Genomic DNA, 16,575 nt, shown 5'->3' with positions numbered 1-16,575 from the left:
GCCCGTCAGGGACCTTGCTACTTCTGGTAGATGGCCTCGATCTCGGACGCGTAGTCCTTCGCCACCACATTGCGCTTGAGCTTCAGGGAGGGCGTGAGGTGGCCCGACTCCTCCGTGAACTGGGAGGACAGAATGCGGAACTTCCGCACCGATTCCGCCTTCGACACCGCGGCGTTGCCGTCGTCGATCGCCGACTGGATGGCGGCCAGCAGGTCCGCGTCCTCACGCAGCGACGCCGCGGTGGAACCCTCCGGCTTGCCGTGCTCGGCGGCCCAGCGGCCCAGGAACTCCTCGTCGACGGTGACCAGCGCGCCCACGAACGGCCGCCCGTCGCCGACCACCATGCACTCCGCGACCAGCGCATGCGCGCGGATACGGTCCTCGATCACGGCCGGGGCGACGTTCTTGCCGCCCGCGGTGACGATGATCTCCTTCTTGCGGCCGGTGATCCGGAGGTAGCCGTCCTCGTCCAAGGTGCCGATGTCACCCGTGTGGAACCAGCCGTCGGCAAGCGCCTCGGCGGTCGCCGCCTCGTTGTTCCAGTAGCCCTTGAAGAGGTGCTCGCCGTGCAGCAGCACCTCGCCGTCGTCCGCGATCCTGACGACCGAGCCGGGCAGCGGCTGGCCGACCGTGCCGATCTTCTGGCGGTCCCAGGGGTTGAACGCGGTCGCCGCACAGGACTCGGTCAGGCCGTAGCCCTCCAGGACCGTGAAGCCGATGCCGCGGAAGAAGTGCCCCAGGCGCTCGCCCAGCGGGGCACCGCCGGAGATGGCGAACTCGCCCTTGCCGCCGAGCACCGCGCGCAGCTTGCTGTAGACCAGCTTGTCGAAGGTCTTGTGCTTGATCTTCAGACCGAGGGACGGGCCCGACGGGGTGTCCAGCGCCTTGCTGTACGCGATCGCGGTGTCCGCGGCCTTGTCGAAGATCTTGCCCTTGCCGTCCGCCTGCGCCTTGGCCCGGGCCGAGTTATAGACCTTCTCGAAGACCCGCGGCACGCCCAGGATCAGCGTCGGCCGGAAGGAGGCCAGCTCGTCGGTGAGGTTCTTGATGTCCGGCACGAGGCCCAGCTTGATCGGCGCCATCATCGGCGCGACCTGCACGAGCCGTCCGAAGACGTGCGCGAGCGGCAGGAACAGCAGGACGCTGCACTCACCGGTGCGGAAGAGCGGACGCAGGCGTTCCACGATGTTGCCGCACTCGGCGAAGAAGCTGCGGTGGGTGAGCACACAGCCCTTCGGGCGGCCGGTCGTGCCCGACGTGTACACGATGGTCGCCGGGTCGTCGGCCTTGGCTTGGGAGCTGCGCTCCTCGACGGTCTCGTCGGAGACGTCCTGGCCCAGGCGTCCCAGCTCCTCCAGGCCACCGGCCTCGATCTGCCAGACGTGCTTGAGTGCGGGCAGGCTGTCGCGCACCGACTCGACGGCGGCCGTGTGGTTGTCGAGCTCGACGATGCAGGCGGTGGCTCCCGAGTCGCTGAGGATCCACTGGACCTGCTCGGCCGAGCTGGTCTCGTACACCGGCACGGTGACCCCGCCCGCGCACCAGATCGCGAAGTCGAGAAGGGTCCACTCGTACCGCGTCCGGGACATCAGGCCGACCCGGTCGCCGGGCTGGACGCCGGAGGCGATGAGCCCCTTCGCGGCCGTGTGCACCTCGGCGAGGAAGACGGTGGCCGGCACGTCCTGCCAGGCACCGTCGACCTTGCGGGCGATCACGGCCACGTCCGGATGCTGCGCGGCGTTTCTGCGGACGATGTCGGTGAGATTGCCGTCCGCGGGGACCTCGTACAAAGCCGGAAGGCTGAACTCGCGCAAGACTGCTGCTCCTCATAGGGCGCCGGCGCCACGACGTTGTGTGATGCGACGGTCCGGTCCAAGGCTCGGGCGGGTGCTCAGTGGGTCACCCCGGGGCCTTGGGGACCGGTGGTTGAAATCCTGAGCACGACTGGACCGACCGGACGTTACCCGCCGGTATGGCTTCTTCGACAGGGGGTCCCGGCGAGATGTTCGCTGCGTCACACGGATTGGGTTTTCCTTGGCGCACAGTAGTCCACCCATTAACTGACTGGCCAGTAACCACTGGTCCCGCCGCCACTGTTCACGTATGCCCCACACCCTTACGCTTGATCGTCATGGCACCCACACCAGCCGGTAACCGGAGGACACGCGTTCATGTGGTCAGTGACGTGCACGGCAACGCCCGTGACCTGGCCGGCGCCGGCGAGGGCGCCGACGCCCTGATCTGTCTGGGTGACCTGGTCCTCTTCCTCGACTACGCCGACCACTCGCGCGGGATCTTCCCCGACCTCTTCGGCGTAGAGAACGCCGACCGCATCGTCGAGCTGCGCACCGCCCGCCGCTTCGAGGAGGCGCGCGAGCTCGGGGCCCGGCTCTGGGCGGGGGTCGGCGAGCACCGGGCCGAGGTGATCGAACAGGCGGTACGCAAGCAGTACGCCGAGATGTTCGCGGCGTTCCCCACACCGACGTACGCGACCTACGGCAATGTCGACATGCCGCCTCTGTGGCCGGAGTACGCCGGGTCCGGCACCACCGTGCTCGACGGGGAGCGGGTCGAGATCGGGGGCCGCGTCTTCGGCTTCGTGGGCGGGGGACTGCGGACGCCGATGCGGACGCCGTACGAGATCAGCGATGAGGAGTACGCGGCGAAGATCGAGGCGGTGGGTGAGGTGGACGTGCTGTGCACCCACATCCCGCCGGAGGTGCCCGAGCTGGTCTACGACACGGTCGCGCGGCGCTTCGAACGGGGCAGCCGGGCGCTGCTGGACGCGATCCGCCGCACCCGGCCCCGGTACGCGCTGTTCGGTCACGTCCACCAGCCGCTCGTACGGCGGATGCGGATCGGGGCGACCGAGTGCGTCAACGTGGGGCACTTCGCGGGATCCGGGAAGCCCTGGGCACTCGAATGGTGAGAATCCGCAGATGGGGGTGAAGTCGGCCGGGCGACCGCGCGGTAGCCTTCACGCTGCACACACGTGCGCAGACTCGCGCACGGTGGACTTGCCTACCGGCCCGCATCTGGAGGAGCCACAGCGATGGCGGAACACACCAGCTCGAGCATCACGATCGAGGCGGCACCGGCCGATGTCATGGGGGTGATCGCCGACTTCGCCCGCTACCCGGACTGGACCGGAGAGGTGAAGGAGGCGGAGGTCCTGGCGACGGACGCTCAGGGACGCGCCGAACAGGTCCGCCTGGTCATGGACGCCGGGGCGATCAAGGACGACCAGGTCCTGGGCTACACCTGGACCGGCGAGAACGAGGTCTCCTGGACTCTGGTGAAGTCCCAGATGCTGCGCTCGCTCGACGGCTCGTACATCCTCAAGCCTGCCGGCGCGGGAGCGACCGAGGTGACGTACCGGCTCACCGTCGACGTCAAGATCCCGATGCTCGGCATGATCAAGCGCAAGGCGGAGAAGGTCATCATCGACCGGGCGCTGGCCGGACTGAAGAAGCGGGTGGAGTCGGGGGCGAAGTAGCCGTCCCCGCAGCGGCGGTACGCGGAGGTACCGTTCACCCCCATGCGCACCATCCTGATCACGGGCCCCGGCGGCAGCGGTCGTACGACGGTCGCGGCCGCCACCGCACTGGCCGCCGCCGGTGCGGGCACCCGCACCCTCGTCCTCAGTGCCGACCGCACCGACACCCTCGGCGCGGTGCTCGGCACGCCGACGGGCCCCGCGCCGGTGCGGGCCGCCGCGAACCTCACCGCTTGGCGACCCGACGCCACCTCGGGCTTCCGTGACGACCTGGCCGCCTTCCAGGACCGCGCCTCCTCCGTCCTCGACCTCCTGGGCGCCTCCCGCCTGGACCCCGAGGAGGTCACCCCTCTCCCCGGCGCCGAGGAGCTCACCCTGCTGCGCGCCCTGCGCGACGCTGCCCTCACCGAGGCGCACGACCTGCTGGTGGTCGACCTGCCGCCCGCCCCACAGGCCCTCGCCCTCCTCGCCCTCCCCGAGGAGCTGCGCCGCTATCTGCGCCGTCTGCTCCCGGCCGAGCGACAGGCGGCCCGCGCCCTGCGCCCCGTCCTCGGCCGGCTGGCCGGCATCCCCATGCCCGCGCAGTGGCTGTACGAGACCGCCGCCCGCTGGGACGTCGAACTGGCAGCCGTCGAGGCGGTCGTCGCCGACCGGAACACCGTCGTACGAGTGGTCGCCGAGCCCTCCCCGGCCGGCGCCGACGCCGTCCGCACCGCCGGCCTCGGGCTCGCCCTGCGCGGCCTGCGGCCCGACGCGCTGGTGGCCAACCGAGTCCTGCCGGAGACGGCGGCAGACAGCTGGCTCGCCGGGCCCGTCGCCCAGCAGCGCAAGGTCCTGGCGGAGTGGCAGGAGTCGTACGACGTCCGCGAGGTCGCCCATCTCGGCCGGGACCCGCGCGGCGCCGACGACCTGGCCGAGCTGGTCGCCCCCACCGTCAAGGCGGAGCCCTCCACCGTCGAGTGGCCCGTCACCGACCACCTCGCCGAGGACGGCGTCCTGATCTGGCACCTACCGCTGCCCGGCGCGATACGCGACGAACTGGACCTCATCCGGCGCGGCGACGAACTCGTCGTCAGCGCGGGGCGGTTCCGGCGGATCCTCCCCCTCCCGTCGGCCTTGCGCCGCTGCACCGTCGACGGGGCCGCGCTGCGGGAGGGCGAGCTGCGCATCCGCTTCGCGCCCGACCCGGATCTGTGGCCCGGGACACGGTGAACCGCATACGCCCGTTCGGGTAACGTCGTAGAGACGAACCGTAGTCAGGAGTCCGTCATGAGCGAAGAGCTCCCCCCGTTCGACTCCGCCGGGCGCGAGGCTGTCGACGAGGTGCGGGCCACCGACGCCGACGCGTGGGCGACGGCGTGTGCCGAGGACCTCGCGGCGGAGAAGGCCCGCCGCCGCGCCGATTACGGCCCGCCTCCGGGCTCGGCCGCCGAGGAACTGCGCAAGCTCGTCGACACCGTCGCGGACAAGCTGTCCGGCCTCCAGTCACCGCTGTTCGGCGCGGTCGCGGGGCCCGCCGCCCAGCAGGTGGTCAAGCAGGTCGTGCAGCAGGCCAAGGCCGCCGTCGAGCCCGTCATCGAACGCAACCCGGACGTCTTCGACCACCTGGCGGCCGCGGGCAACGAACTGCTCGCCGCCTACCGCTCGGCCGTCGAGACCCAGGAACGACGCTGGACGACCCGCGGAAACGACCCACGCGACCTGGACGAGGGCGACCACGGCAAGGGCGACGAACCCGGCCCCGGGGAACGCATCGACCTGGACTGAGGGCCCCGTCCTGACGGGCGGACGTCGGGACCCCGACGGCAGGGCCTCGGGTACGGTTGGCCGTAGCGGGGCTCGACCGAAACTGAGGGATTCATGGGACTCACCATCGGCGTCGATATCGGCGGCACGAAGATCGCGGCCGGCGTGGTCGATGAGGAAGGCAACATCCTCTCGACCTTCAAGGTGCCGACCCCGGGTACGTCCGCAGGCATCGTGGACGCCATCGCCTCCGCGGTGGAGGGCGCGCGGGCCGGTCACCAGATCGTCGGCGTGGGCATCGGTGCCGCCGGATACGTCAACCGTCAGCGCTCCACGGTCTACTTCGCGCCGAACATCGACTGGCGCCAGGAACCACTGAAGGAGAAGGTCGAGGCGCGCGTCCACCTGCCGGTCGTGGTGGAGAACGACGCCAACGCGGCCGCGTGGGGCGAGTACAAGTTCGGCGGCGGCAAGGGCCACCGCAACGTCATCTGCATCACCCTCGGCACCGGCCTCGGCGGCGGCATCATCATCGGCAACAAGCTGCGCCGCGGGCACTTCGGCGTGGCTGCCGAGTTCGGCCACATCCGCATGGTCCCGGACGGGCTGCTGTGCGGCTGCGGCAGCCAGGGCTGCTGGGAGCAGTACGCCTCCGGGCGTGCCCTCGTGAGGTACGCCAAGCAGCGTGCCAACGCGACCCCCGAGAACGCGGAGATCCTGCTCGGCCTCGGCGACGGCACCCCCGACGGCATCGAGGGCAAGCACATCTCGATGGCCGCCCGCCAGGGCGACCCCGTCGCCGTCGACTCCTACCGCGAGCTCGCCCGCTGGGCCGGCGCCGGCCTCGCCGACCTGGCCTCCCTCTTCGACCCCTCCGCCTTCATCGTCGGCGGCGGGCTTTCGGACGAGGGCGAGCTGGTCCTCGACCCGATCCGCAAGTCGTACAAGCGCTGGCTGGTCGGCGGCAACTGGCGCCCGGTGGCGGACGTCATCGCCGCCCAGCTGGGCAACAAGGCGGGCCTGGTGGGCGCGGCGGACCTGGCGCGGGAGCCCGACCCGATCATGTAGCGGCACCTTTTCGAGGTACGTGGGTTCCCCGTGCCCCAAAGGGGCGCGGGGAACTGCGCGAGCAACCACAACGCACCGGCCCGTCGCAAACGGACAATTACGCCCGAGCTGTCAGGCGTACATTGATCCACATGACGCTGCTCCCCGACTCCCGCACCGAGCCCGACGGTTCCGCCGTCATCCGCGTCCTGAGCTACAACATCCGCTCGATGCGCGACGACCCCGCCGCCCTCGCCCGTGTGATCACCGCCTGCGCCCCCGACCTGGTCCTTCTCCAGGAAGCGCCCCGTTTCTTCCGCTGGCGCAAGAAACTGGCAAGACTCGCCGCGGCATCCGGCCAGGTGATCCTCTCCGGCGGCGGCACGGCCGCGGGCCCGGCGATCCTCTGCTCACTCCGGGCGACCGTCGAGCGCACGGAGGACGTCCTGCTCCCGCTCACTCCGGGCCGGCACCGGCGGGGCTTCGCCACCGCGGTCGTACGGATCGCAGGCGTCCGCGTCGGCGTCCTCAGCTGTCACCTCTCGCTCCATCAGGACGAGCGGTACGAGCAGGCCGGCATGCTCCTCGACCGGCTCGCCGGCATGGGTGTGGAGCACGCGATCGCGGGCGGCGACCTGAACGAACGCCCCGGCGGCCGCACCTTCGCCAAGCTCTCCGAGGACCTCCAGGACTGCTGGGCCACCGCGCCCTGGGGCGGCGAACACACCTGGACGCGCACCGACCCCCAACGGCGCATCGACGCGATCTTCGCGACGAAGGGCATCGAGGTCCTGGGCTGCGGCGTGCCGCTGGGCCATCCCGGGGTGACGGAGACACACCTGAGGGCGGCCACGGATCACCTTCCGGTGCTGGCCGCCCTCAGAATTCCGGCGAACTAGACGACGGCTCCCCGCCCGGGGTCGTCGCCGTCCTCGTCGTCCGACCGCATCCGCATCACCAGCGTGGCGAAGCCGCCCAGGAAGCCGCCGATGCCGAGCGTGGCGAGCCACCAGGTCATGTCCCAGCCGAGCAGCACGGCGAGCAGGAGCAGGACCGGCCCGCCCAGCAGCCCCAGCCAGGCGAACTTCGCGGTGGCGTCGGCGGCGGGAAGCGGCGGCGGTTCCGGAGGCACGAAGTGGCCCTCGTCGTCCTCCTCGAAGTCCTCCTCGGCCGGCTCGGGCGGGCTGTAGTCGCGGGGGCCGACACCTGGCGCGAAGGCGATGGAGCCGCCCAGCGGCTTCGCGGGCTTGTCCTCCTTGGTCTCCTTGGTCTCCTTGGCGTCTTTGGAGCCCCCGTCGTTCGTGTCGTTCGTCTCGGACTCCAGCAGGGCAAGGTCCTCGACCGACTTGTAGGGCTTGGAGCCGGGCGGGTCCGGCGGTTCCTCGCCGTACCCGGCGACGATGGCCGCCCAGGCGGCCTCCTCGTCGAACGGGACGTTCTGCTCGTCCGGCTCGCGGTCCTCGCGCTCCTCACGGTCCTCGCGATCGGAGTCGTGCTCAGCCACGTGCGGCCGTCCCTTCCTTGCCGATGCTGGGTGCGAGGCGGCCGATGAACGCGTAGCTCTCCTCGAAGATCCGGTCCGCCTCGTGGTCCAACGTCGCGACGTGGTAACTCTGTTCCAGCACGATCTCAGTTACGTCCGTGGACGAGACCCGGCTCAGCACGCGCGCGGAGTCGGCGGCCGGCACCACATGGTCCTGGGCGCTGCGCAGGACCAGCAGCGGCTGGGTGACCTGCGGAAGCTCGCCGTCGACCAGCCGGAAGAAGGTCCGCAGGGAGTGCGCGGAGTTCAGCGGCACCCGGTCGTACCCCAGCTCGGCGCCGCCCTCCTTGGCGATGTCGTCGGCGATGCCCTTCGTCGTACGCACGAGGTGACGCACCACCGGAAGGGTGTAGGCGGCCAGTCCGTGCATACGGTTCGCCGGGTTGACGACCACGAGGCCGCTGACCTCGTCACCATGCTTGGCCGCGAGCCTGAGCGCGAGTGTGGCGCCCATCGACAGGCCCGCCACGAACACCCGCGTGCAGCGCTCGCGCAGGGCGCGCAGCTCACGGTCCACCTCGGCGTACCAGTCCTGCCAGCCGGTGAGCTGCATGTCCTGCCAGCGGGTGCCGTGGCCGGGCAGCAGCGGCAGCGAGACGGTCAGACCGCGCGCGGCCAGATACTCCGCCCAGGGGCGCAGCGACTGGGGGGAACCGGTGAAACCATGACAGAGGAGGACCCCCGTGTCCCCGCCCTCGTGGCGGAACGGCTCGGCTCCAGGGAGGACCGGCACCTTCGGTCTCCTGTTCATGAGAAGGGCGTGAACGAGTCCAGGTGTGGTTCACCGTACGCGACCGTACTGACACCGACCAGGGCCGTCGGGCTCATTGCCAGTGCTCCGGGTTATGGTCTGACCGACAGACACAGGAGGCACTCGGTTGTTGTACGGCACGATGAAGGTCGCCATCGGAGGGCCGCTGAAGGTCGCCTTCAGGCCCTGGGTGGAAGGCCTGGAGCACATTCCGGCCGAGGGCCCCGCCATCCTGGCCAGCAATCACCTGTCGTTCTCCGACTCGTTCTTCCTGCCCGCGGTCCTCGACCGCAAGGTCACCTTCATCGCGAAGGCCGAGTACTTCACCACGCCCGGGGTGAAGGGAAGGCTGACGGCCGCCTTCTTCAAGGGCGTCGGCCAGCTCCCGGTGGACCGCTCCGGCGCGCGCGGCGCGGGCGAGGCGGCCGTCAACAGCGGCATAGAGGTGCTGGAGCGCGGCGAGCTGTTCGGGATCTACCCGGAGGGCACCCGTTCGCCCGACGGCCGGCTCTATCGGGGCAAGCCCGGCGGCCTCGCGCGCGTGGCGCTCGCCACCGGCGCGCCCGTCATCCCGGTGGCCATGATCGACACGGAGAAGATCCAGCCGCCCGGGAAGGTGATGCCCAAGCTGATGCGCCCGGGCATCCGCATCGGCGAGCCACTGGACTTCAGCCGCTACCAGGGCATGGAGCATGACCGTTTCGTGCTGCGCGCGCTGACCGACGAGGTCATGTACGAGATCATGAAGCTCTCCGGCCAGGAGTACGTCGACATGTACGCGACCGCTGCCAAGCGGCAGATCGCGGACGCGGCGAAGGCGGAGAAGGAAGCCGAGAAGGCGGCCAGGGCCGCCCTCGCGCAGGCGGCGAAGGAACGGGCGGCCAAGGAACAGGCCGAGCAGGAGCAGGCGGAGCAGGAACAGGCCGAGAAGGACAGAGCCGAGTCCTAGACGGCAGTCTGGGGGTCGGCCGGGGGTGGGGGACATGGCCAGGCGCGAGAGAGTCATGAGGATGTCGGTCGAGCAGCCGCTGTGGCGTGCGCTCGCCGGCTACCGGGTGCTCACCATGCTGTACGCGATCGGGTTCTTCGCCACCGCCTACGACGAGTTCGCGCGCCCCTGGGTCGCCATCGCCTACTACTGCGTCCTGTTCGTCTGGACCCTGGCCACCCTCCCGAAGGTCGCGAACGCGGCCAGCTGCACCAAGCGCTTCCTCGCCGCCGACCTCACCATCGCGCTCACCGGCATCCTGCTCACCCTCGTGGCCGACGGGCACGAGCGGATCCAGTCGGGCGGACCCACCCTGCCCTCGATATGGACCGCGGGCTCCGTGCTGGCCTTCGCGGTCAAGGGTGGTTGGCGCTGGGCGGCGGTCGCCTCCTCCGCGGTCGCCGTCGCCAACCTGGTCGAGCGCGGCAGCCCGGCCCGCGACACCGTCCACAACGTGATCCTCGTCTGGGTCGCCTCCATCGCCATCGGCTACGTCGTCGAGGTCGCCCGCGCCTCCGAGCGCACCCTCGCCCGCGCCCTGGAGATCGAGGCCGCGACCAGGGAGCGGGAGCGGCTCGCCCGCGACATCCACGACGGCGTGCTCCAGGTGCTGGCGATGGTGCAGCGGCGCGGCGCCGTCCTGGGCGGTGAGGCGGCAGCGCTGGGCCGGATGGCGGGCGAGCAGGAGGTCGCGCTGCGCACCCTGGTCTCCGGCGGTCTGGTGCCCGTCTCCCGCGTGTCGGAGGACGCGGCCGAGGGGGCGGTCGTACGGGCCGTAGAGGAGCCGGACGACTCCACCGGCCCTGTCGACGTGCGCGCACTGCTCGCCCGGTACGCCTCCGCGAACGTCAACCTCGCCGAGCCCGGCGCCCCGGTGCCGCTGTCCCCGGCGGCCGCGCGGGAGCTGGCCGCGGCCGTGGGCGCCGCCCTGGACAATGTCCGAGAACACGTCGGCGAGCACGCGCGCGCGTGGATCCTCGTCGAGGACGAGCCGGACGAGGTGATCGTGACCGTACGGGACGACGGCCCCGGCATCCCCGAGGGCCGCCTCGCGCAGGCCGAGGGGGAGGGACGGCTCGGCGTGGCCCTGTCCATCCGGGGCAGGCTGCGCGACCTCGGCGGCAGCGCCGAACTGATCTCGGTGCCCGGCCAGGGCACGGAAGTAGAGCTGAAAGTACCGAAGGAGACGAAGTCTTCACGGGGGAAGGCGGAGAAGCGATGACGGACAGCAGCGAGGGCCGGCAGGAACGGATCAGGGTCATGGTGGTCGACGACCACCCCATGTGGCGCGACGCGGTCGCCCGCGACCTGGCCGCGTCGGGCTTCGAGGTGGTGGCCACCGCGGGTGACGGCGAGCAGGCCGTGCGCCGCGCCAGGGCCGCCGCGCCCGATGTACTGGTCCTCGACCTGAACCTGCCCGCCAAGCCCGGCGTCCAGGTCTGCAAGGAACTCGTCGGTGCCAACCCGGCGTTGCGTGTCCTGGTGCTGTCCGCGAGCGGTGAGCACGCCGACGTCCTGGAGGCGGTGAAGTCCGGCGCGACCGGCTATCTGCTGAAGTCGGCGTCGACGGAGGAGCTGCTGGACGCCGTGCGCCGTACGGCCGTCGGCGACCCGGTGTTCACCCCCGGCCTGGCGGGTCTGGTCCTCGGCGAGTACCGGCGCCTGGCCGCCGAGCCCGCGCCCGCCCCCGACACCGACCAGCCGGGGGCCCCGCAGCTCACCGACCGGGAGACCGAGGTGCTGCGCCTGGTCGCCAAGGGCCTGAGCTACAAGCAGATCGCCGAACGCCTGGTCATCTCGCACCGCACGGTCCAGAACCACGTCCAGAACACCCTCGGCAAGCTCCAACTGCACAACAGGGTCGAACTGGTGAGGTACGCGATAGAACGCGGACTCGACGACGAGTAGATCAACCGGTCCGACCGGATCAACCACTCGACGTTTCAACGGAATTGTCGTTCCCGCCCATCCCTGTGTGACCTGGATCACTACTAGCGTGATCCCATCAGGCAACCGCGGCGAAGGGACACTTCCATGCGCGTCGGAGTACTGACCGGAGGCGGCGACTGCCCCGGGCTCAACGCCGTCATCCGGGGCATCGTCCGCAAGGGCGTGCAGGAGTACGGCTACGACTTCGTCGGCTTCCGGGACGGCTGGCGAGGCCCCCTGGAGAACCGCACCGTGCGTCTGGACATCCCGGCGGTGCGCGGCATCCTGCCCCGCGGCGGCACCATCCTCGGCTCCTCACGCACCAATCCGCTGAAGCAGGAGGACGGCATCCGGCGCATCAAGGAGAACCTCGCCCAGCAGGACGTCGGGGCGCTCATCACGATCGGCGGCGAGGACACCCTGGGCGTCGCCGCCCGGCTGTCCGACGAGTACGGCGTGCCCTGCGTCGGCGTGCCGAAGACGATCGACAACGACCTCTCCGGCACCGACTACACCTTCGGCTTCGACACGGCCGTCGGCATCGCCACGGAGGCGATCGACCGGCTGCACACCACCGCCGAGTCCCACATGCGGGTCCTGGTCTGCGAGGTGATGGGCCGCCACGCGGGCTGGATCGCCCTCCACTCGGGCCTGGCCGGCGGCGCCAACGTCATCCTCATCCCCGAGCAGCGCTTCGACGTCGAGCAGGTGTGCGCCTGGGTGGCCTCCCGCTTCAAGGCGGCGTACGCACCCATCGTGGTCGTCGCCGAGGGCGCGATGCCCAAGGACGGCGACCTGGTCCTCAAGGACGGATCGCTGGACTCCTTCGGGCATGTGCGGCTGTCCGGCGTCGGCGAGTGGCTGGCCAAGGAGATCGAGCGACGCACCGGCAAGGAGGCCCGCACCACGGTCCTCGGACACATCCAGCGCGGTGGCACGCCCAGCGCCTTCGACCGCTGGCTCGCCACCCGCTTCGGCCTGCACGCCATCGAGGCCGTCCGCGACGGCGACTTCGGCAAGATGGTCGCCCTGCGCGGCACGGACATCGTGCGCGTCCCGATCGCGGAGGCGACGGCCCGGCTGAAGACGGTGGACCCGAAGCTCTACGAGGAGGTCGGGGTGTTCTTCGGCTGACCCGGCACCGCCGGGCGGCGACGAAGGACGACACGATCCTGGTGAACTCCGGCCGAGGCACCGGTCGAAACCGCGGCGCTCGTCATGGAGCTGCGCGGGCCGTTTCGCGGGCGTCGGCCTCGACGTCCACGAGGCCGAGGCGGGCCAGTTCTTCCTCGACAAGTCCCTACAGGCCGTCGAGGACGACACCCTGGCCCGCCTCACCTTCCCGAACGTCCTGGTCACCTCCCACCAGGCCTACTGCACCGAGGACGCCGTCAGCCAGATCGTCGACGCCACGGTGAAGAACGTCCCCGACTACACCACGGGCCGCCGCTCCGAGAACGTGCTGGTGCCGCGCAGCTGACCCACCAACTCCCGTACGACGAGAGCGCCGTTCAACGTGAGCACCGACTCCGGGTGGAACTGCACGCCCGCGAACCCGGGCCCGCGCAGCGCGTGCACCTCGCCGGTGTCGCTCCGGCTCACCTCGACGTCGTGCGCCGACAGTTCGACGAGCGCGTCGTCGTCGCAGCGCGCCACGAAGCTGTTGTAGAAGCCGACGGTCTCGCGCCGCCCGAACAGGTCGATCTCCGTCTGCGCCCCCTGGTACGGCACTTCCTTCCGTACGATCTCCAGCCCCAGCTCGGCCGCGATCAGCTCGTGCCCGAGGCAGACGCCGAGCACGCCGTGCCGGTTCTCCCGGATCACCTCGGCGGTCAGCGCGCGCAGGAACCGCATCTTCGGGTCGTCGGTGTCGGAGGGGTCGCCCGGTCCGGGGCCGAGGACGATCGGCCCCTCGTGCGCACGGACCGCCTCCCGCAGCCCGGGCTCGTCATAGCGCCGGACGGTCACCTCCAGGCCGCTCGACCGCAGCACGTGCGCGAGCATCGCCGTGAAGGTGTCCTCAGCGTCGACGACGAGGGCGTGCCCGGCCAGCTCGTCCGTCCGCTCCTGCATCCGCAGCCAGAACGGCGCCAGCGAGGCCCGGCGCCCGTCCAGCGCGGCCCGCACCCGGGGGTCGTCGGCCAGCGGGGGGCGCGTGTGCTCCCTACGGGGCCCGGACGGCCGTACTCCCAACGCGGCCAGCACCCCCGCCGCCTTCGCGTGCGTCTCCGCGACCTCGCCCGCCGGGTCCGAGCCGCGCACCAGCGTGGCGCCGACCGGCACCCGCAGCCGCCCGGCCGCATCGATGTCGGCGGTACGGATCAGGATGGGGGAGTCAAGGGTCTGGGCACCGCCCGGATCCCTGCCGACAAGCGCCAGCGCACCGGCGTAGTAACCCCGCCCGCCGACCTCGTGCCGCTCGATGACCCGGCAGGCGTTCTGCACCGGCGAGCCCGTGACGGTCGCCGCGAACATCGTCTCCTTCAGCACTTCCCGCACATCCAGCGAGGACTTGCCGCGCAGCTCGTACTCGGTGTGCGCGAGGTGCGCCATCTCCTTCAGCCGGGGCCCGACCACGACCCCGCCCATGTCGCCGACCGTGCACATCATCTTGAGCTCCTCGTCGACGACCATCGACAGCTCCTCGATCTCCTTGCCGTCGGCGAGGAAGTCCAGCAGGTGCTCGGGGGCGGGGCCCTCGGCCGGATAGCGGTACGTCCCGCTGATCGGGTTCATGACGACGGTCCCGCCGGACATCCGCACATGCACCTCGGGACTGGCCCCGACGAGCGTGCGGTCCCCGGTGTGCACGACGAACGTCCAGTACGCGCCCCGCTCACCCACCAGCAGCCGCCGGAACAGCGCCAGCGCGTCGGCCCTTCCGAACCCCGGGATCGCGCCCTCGTACGTCCGCCGGATCACGAAGTTCGCGCCTTCGCCGGCGCCGATCTCCTCGCGCAGCACCCGCCCGACGATCTCCGCGTACTCCTCGTCGGCCACGTCGAAGCCGCCGTCCTCCACCCGCACCTCGTGCGCGGGGAGCTGCGCGAGGGCTTCGGCGAGCGGGATCTCGTACGTCTCCTCGGGCGTCAGCACCGACAGCGGCGTCCCGTCGTCGCGGACGTCGAAGCCGCGCTCGCGGATCTGCCGGAAGGGCACGAGGGCCAGACCGTGCTCGGGGAGGTCGGCGAGGCGGTCGTGCGAGCTGACCGGGCCGAGCAGCAGCTCGACCGCGTGCTCGTCGCGGCCGGGGGTGCGGCGGCGCAGCAGGGCGAAGGGACGGGGATCGTCCAGCAGGTCGAGCAGGTTCATCGGTCGTGTTCCTTCTCTGAAGGAGAGACGACCTCAGTGCCGGAAAACACCGAAGGCCGCCCCTCGGGCGGCCTTCGCGAAGTCTTGCGTACGCGCAGTCAGTGGGCCGCCGGATGAGCGGTCCACCACCAGTTCTGGGTCGAATGCGCGAACATGCGACGCACCCTACCCCACACGCACCTGAGCGTGGGCGTGTCTCACCTGTCGGGCCGGAGGAAAATCGGTCGACACGACCCCGTAATGTTGAGGGCGTGACCGTGAACGCTAAGACCAGCGCCAGCGCTGGCAACACCTGGCGAGACCTGCCCGCGGCGCAGCAGCCCGAGTACCCCGACACCGAGGCTCTGCGCGCAGTGATCGCGGACCTCGAGTCGTATCCGCCACTCGTCTTCGCGGGCGAGTGCGACCAGCTGCGCGCCCGGATGGCGGCCGTCGCCAAGGGAGAGGCGTTCCTCCTCCAGGGCGGCGACTGCGCCGAGGCCTTCGACGCGGTGTCCGCCGACCAGATCCGCAACAAGCTCAAGACACTGCTCCAGATGGGCGCCGTGCTGACGTACGCCGGCTCGGTGCCCGTGGTGAAGGTCGGCCGCATCGCCGGCCAGTACTCCAAGCCGCGCTCCAAGGGCACCGAGACCCGTGACGGCGTGACCCTGCCGACCTACCGCGGCGACTCGGTCAACGGCTTCGACTTCAACGAGGCCGCCCGGATTCCGGACCCCGAGCGCCTGAAGCGGATGTACAACGCCTCCGCCTCGACGCTCAACCTGGTGCGCGCCTTCACCACCGGCGGCTACGCCGACCTGCGCCAGGTGCATGCCTGGAACCAGGACTTCGTGCGGTCCTCGCCCTCCGGCCAGCGCTACGAGCAGCTCGCCCGTGAGATCGACCAGGCGCTCAACTTCATGCACGCCTGCGGGGCCGACCCGGAGGAGTTCAAGACGGTCGAGTTCTACTCCTCGCACGAGGCGCTGCTGCTCGACTACGAGTCCGCGCTGACCAGGGTCGACTCCCGCACCGGGCACCTGTACGACGTCTCGGCGCACATGGTGTGGATCGGTGAGCGCACCCGGCAGCTGGACCACGCCCACATCGAGTTCGCCTCGCAGATCCGCAACCCGATCGGCATCAAGCTCGGCCCGACGACCACGGCCGAGGAGGCGCTGCAGTACATCGAGCGCCTGGACCCGGACCGCGAGCCGGGCCGGCTGACCTTCATCGTCCGCATGGGCGCCGACAAGGTCCGCGACAAGCTGCCCGAGCTGGTCGAGAAGGTCACCGCCTCGGGCGCGACCGTGGCCTGGGTGACCGACCCGATGCACGGCAACACCTTCGAGGCGGCCTCCGGTCACAAGACCCGCCGCTTCGACGACGTGCTCGACGAGGTCAAGGGCTTCTTCGAGGTCCACAAGGGCCTGGGCACCCACCCGGGCGGCATCCATGTGGAGCTCACCGGTGACGACGTCACCGAGTGCGTGGGCGGCGGCGACGAGATCTTCGTCGACGACCTGCACCAGCGCTACGAGACGGCCTGCGACCCGCGTCTGAACCGCAGCCAGTCCCTCGACCTGGCGTTCCTCGTCGCGGAGATGTACCGGGACCAGTAGCAGATCACCAGTAGGCGCGCCTGTTACAGGAGCGTGAAGTGGGGGGGGGGGGGGGGGGGGGGCGGCCCCCCCCCCCCCCCCCCCGGCGGGCGGGGGGGGGGGGGGGGGGGGTGTTTGTTGTTTTTTATTAGCGGGGTGGGGGCCAGAGGGGGGGTCGTG

At 70.8% G+C, this 16,575-nt stretch carries 16 protein-coding genes and 1 pseudogene; 12 read left to right on the top strand and 5 right to left on the bottom strand.

The features are described 5' to 3' along the window. Positions 1–17 precede the first annotated feature (17 nt). On the bottom strand, positions 18–1,814 hold the full coding sequence (locus ACFYO2_RS02140) for an AMP-dependent synthetase/ligase (RefSeq protein ID WP_388342750.1): 1,797 nt from the start codon (positions 1,812–1,814) through the stop codon (positions 18–20). 359 nt (positions 1,815–2,173) lie between these two features. Between ACFYO2_RS02140 and ACFYO2_RS02135 the strand changes: the two genes are divergently transcribed. The 6 genes from ACFYO2_RS02135 to ACFYO2_RS02110 all read left to right on the top strand — a co-directional run bounded on the left by ACFYO2_RS02135 (position 2,174) and on the right by ACFYO2_RS02110 (position 7,188). After that, positions 2,174–2,929: a metallophosphoesterase gene (locus ACFYO2_RS02135; RefSeq protein ID WP_388343948.1), complete on the top strand. Its 756-nt coding sequence runs from the start codon at positions 2,174–2,176 to the stop codon at positions 2,927–2,929. A gap of 123 nt (positions 2,930–3,052) precedes the next feature. Then, the gene (locus ACFYO2_RS02130; protein ID WP_388342747.1) at positions 3,053–3,496 is read left to right on the top strand and encodes an SRPBCC family protein; all 444 of its coding nucleotides are present in this window, start codon (positions 3,053–3,055) and stop codon (positions 3,494–3,496) included. Between the two features lie 42 nt (positions 3,497–3,538). Further along, positions 3,539–4,708: an ArsA family ATPase gene (locus ACFYO2_RS02125; RefSeq protein ID WP_388342745.1), complete on the top strand. Its 1,170-nt coding sequence runs from the start codon at positions 3,539–3,541 to the stop codon at positions 4,706–4,708. A 57-nt stretch (positions 4,709–4,765) separates the two neighbouring features. Beyond that, positions 4,766–5,263, top strand: coding sequence for a DUF5304 domain-containing protein (locus ACFYO2_RS02120; RefSeq protein WP_388342744.1), 498 nt, complete (start codon positions 4,766–4,768; stop codon positions 5,261–5,263). 93 nt (positions 5,264–5,356) lie between these two features. Further along, positions 5,357–6,310: an ROK family glucokinase gene (locus ACFYO2_RS02115; protein WP_388342741.1), complete on the top strand. Its 954-nt coding sequence runs from the start codon at positions 5,357–5,359 to the stop codon at positions 6,308–6,310. Positions 6,311–6,441: 131 nt separating this feature from the next. After that, entirely contained in the window at positions 6,442–7,188 is a 747-nt protein-coding gene (locus ACFYO2_RS02110; protein WP_388342738.1) for an endonuclease/exonuclease/phosphatase family protein, read from the top strand. On the opposite strand, the gene ACFYO2_RS02105 is transcribed toward ACFYO2_RS02110, so the two are convergent. Together ACFYO2_RS02105 and ACFYO2_RS02100 are read right to left on the bottom strand one after the other, a co-directional pair. Continuing rightward, complete coding sequence (locus ACFYO2_RS02105) at positions 7,185–7,793, bottom strand: hypothetical protein (protein WP_388342736.1); 609 nt, start codon at positions 7,791–7,793, stop codon at positions 7,185–7,187. The two genes, ACFYO2_RS02110 and ACFYO2_RS02105, sit on opposite strands and share 4 nt — an antisense overlap. Then, a complete protein-coding gene (locus tag ACFYO2_RS02100) occupies positions 7,786–8,565 on the bottom strand; it encodes an alpha/beta hydrolase (RefSeq protein ID WP_388343945.1) in 780 nt (259 codons plus the stop codon). Before ACFYO2_RS02100 ends, ACFYO2_RS02105 begins: the two co-directional genes overlap by 8 nt. A gap of 160 nt (positions 8,566–8,725) precedes the next feature. Between ACFYO2_RS02100 and ACFYO2_RS02095 the strand changes: the two genes are divergently transcribed. From ACFYO2_RS02095 to ACFYO2_RS02075, 5 genes and pseudogenes are all read left to right on the top strand, one after another. Then, positions 8,726–9,532, top strand: coding sequence for a lysophospholipid acyltransferase family protein (locus tag ACFYO2_RS02095; RefSeq protein WP_388343943.1), 807 nt, complete (start codon positions 8,726–8,728; stop codon positions 9,530–9,532). A gap of 34 nt (positions 9,533–9,566) precedes the next feature. After that, positions 9,567–10,793 carry a MacS family sensor histidine kinase gene (gene macS, locus ACFYO2_RS02090; RefSeq protein WP_388342733.1) on the top strand — a complete coding sequence of 409 codons (1,227 nt, stop codon included), beginning with the start codon at positions 9,567–9,569 and terminating at the stop codon, positions 10,791–10,793. Positions 10,794–10,831: 38 nt separating this feature from the next. Then, entirely contained in the window at positions 10,832–11,479 is a 648-nt protein-coding gene (locus ACFYO2_RS02085) for a response regulator (protein ID WP_388343941.1), read from the top strand. Positions 11,480–11,605: 126 nt separating this feature from the next. Beyond that, positions 11,606–12,634, top strand: coding sequence for a 6-phosphofructokinase (locus tag ACFYO2_RS02080; protein WP_388342731.1), 1,029 nt, complete (start codon positions 11,606–11,608; stop codon positions 12,632–12,634). 17 nt (positions 12,635–12,651) lie between these two features. Next, a pseudogene (locus ACFYO2_RS02075) lies at positions 12,652–12,980 on the top strand (NAD(P)-dependent oxidoreductase); the annotation flags it as partial. Here the strand turns inward: ACFYO2_RS02075 and ACFYO2_RS02070 are convergent. Both ACFYO2_RS02070 and ACFYO2_RS02065 read right to left on the bottom strand, forming a co-directional pair. Beyond that, positions 12,932–14,812, bottom strand: coding sequence for an anthranilate synthase family protein (locus ACFYO2_RS02070; protein ID WP_388342729.1), 1,881 nt, complete (start codon positions 14,810–14,812; stop codon positions 12,932–12,934). The pseudogene ACFYO2_RS02075 and the gene ACFYO2_RS02070 sit on opposite strands and share 49 nt — an antisense overlap. A gap of 98 nt (positions 14,813–14,910) precedes the next feature. Next, the gene (locus tag ACFYO2_RS02065) at positions 14,911–14,967 is read right to left on the bottom strand and encodes a trp operon leader peptide (RefSeq protein WP_071528813.1); all 57 of its coding nucleotides are present in this window, start codon (positions 14,965–14,967) and stop codon (positions 14,911–14,913) included. 96 nt (positions 14,968–15,063) lie between these two features. Between ACFYO2_RS02065 and ACFYO2_RS02060 the strand changes: the two genes are divergently transcribed. After that, positions 15,064–16,416: a class II 3-deoxy-7-phosphoheptulonate synthase gene (locus tag ACFYO2_RS02060; protein WP_388342727.1), complete on the top strand. Its 1,353-nt coding sequence runs from the start codon at positions 15,064–15,066 to the stop codon at positions 16,414–16,416. Positions 16,417–16,575: the final 159 nt, after the last annotated feature.

It is taken from the genome of Streptomyces sp. NPDC006602, assembly GCF_042870385.1.
Taxonomy (GTDB): Bacteria; Actinomycetota; Actinomycetes; order Streptomycetales; family Streptomycetaceae; genus Streptomyces.
This window is presented reverse-complemented; position numbering and strand designations above follow the sequence as displayed.

What these genes read in the sequence shown, in the direction of transcription:
- ACFYO2_RS02070 (WP_388342729.1), bottom strand. Translation starts at nt 14,812, where the DNA reads ATGAACCTGCTCGACCTGCTGGACGATCCCCGTCCCTTCGCCCTGCTG.
- ACFYO2_RS02115 (WP_388342741.1), top strand. Translation starts at nt 5,357, where the DNA reads ATGGGACTCACCATCGGCGTCGATATCGGCGGCACGAAGATCGCGGCC.
- ACFYO2_RS02130 (WP_388342747.1), top strand. Translation starts at nt 3,053, where the DNA reads ATGGCGGAACACACCAGCTCGAGCATCACGATCGAGGCGGCACCGGCC.
- ACFYO2_RS02095 (WP_388343943.1), top strand. Translation starts at nt 8,726, where the DNA reads ATGAAGGTCGCCATCGGAGGGCCGCTGAAGGTCGCCTTCAGGCCCTGG.
- ACFYO2_RS02085 (WP_388343941.1), top strand. Translation starts at nt 10,832, where the DNA reads ATGGTGGTCGACGACCACCCCATGTGGCGCGACGCGGTCGCCCGCGAC.
- ACFYO2_RS02110 (WP_388342738.1), top strand. Translation starts at nt 6,442, where the DNA reads ATGACGCTGCTCCCCGACTCCCGCACCGAGCCCGACGGTTCCGCCGTC.
- ACFYO2_RS02125 (WP_388342745.1), top strand. Translation starts at nt 3,539, where the DNA reads ATGCGCACCATCCTGATCACGGGCCCCGGCGGCAGCGGTCGTACGACG.
- ACFYO2_RS02120 (WP_388342744.1), top strand. Translation starts at nt 4,766, where the DNA reads ATGAGCGAAGAGCTCCCCCCGTTCGACTCCGCCGGGCGCGAGGCTGTC.
- ACFYO2_RS02080 (WP_388342731.1), top strand. Translation starts at nt 11,606, where the DNA reads ATGCGCGTCGGAGTACTGACCGGAGGCGGCGACTGCCCCGGGCTCAAC.
- macS (WP_388342733.1), top strand. Translation starts at nt 9,567, where the DNA reads ATGGCCAGGCGCGAGAGAGTCATGAGGATGTCGGTCGAGCAGCCGCTG.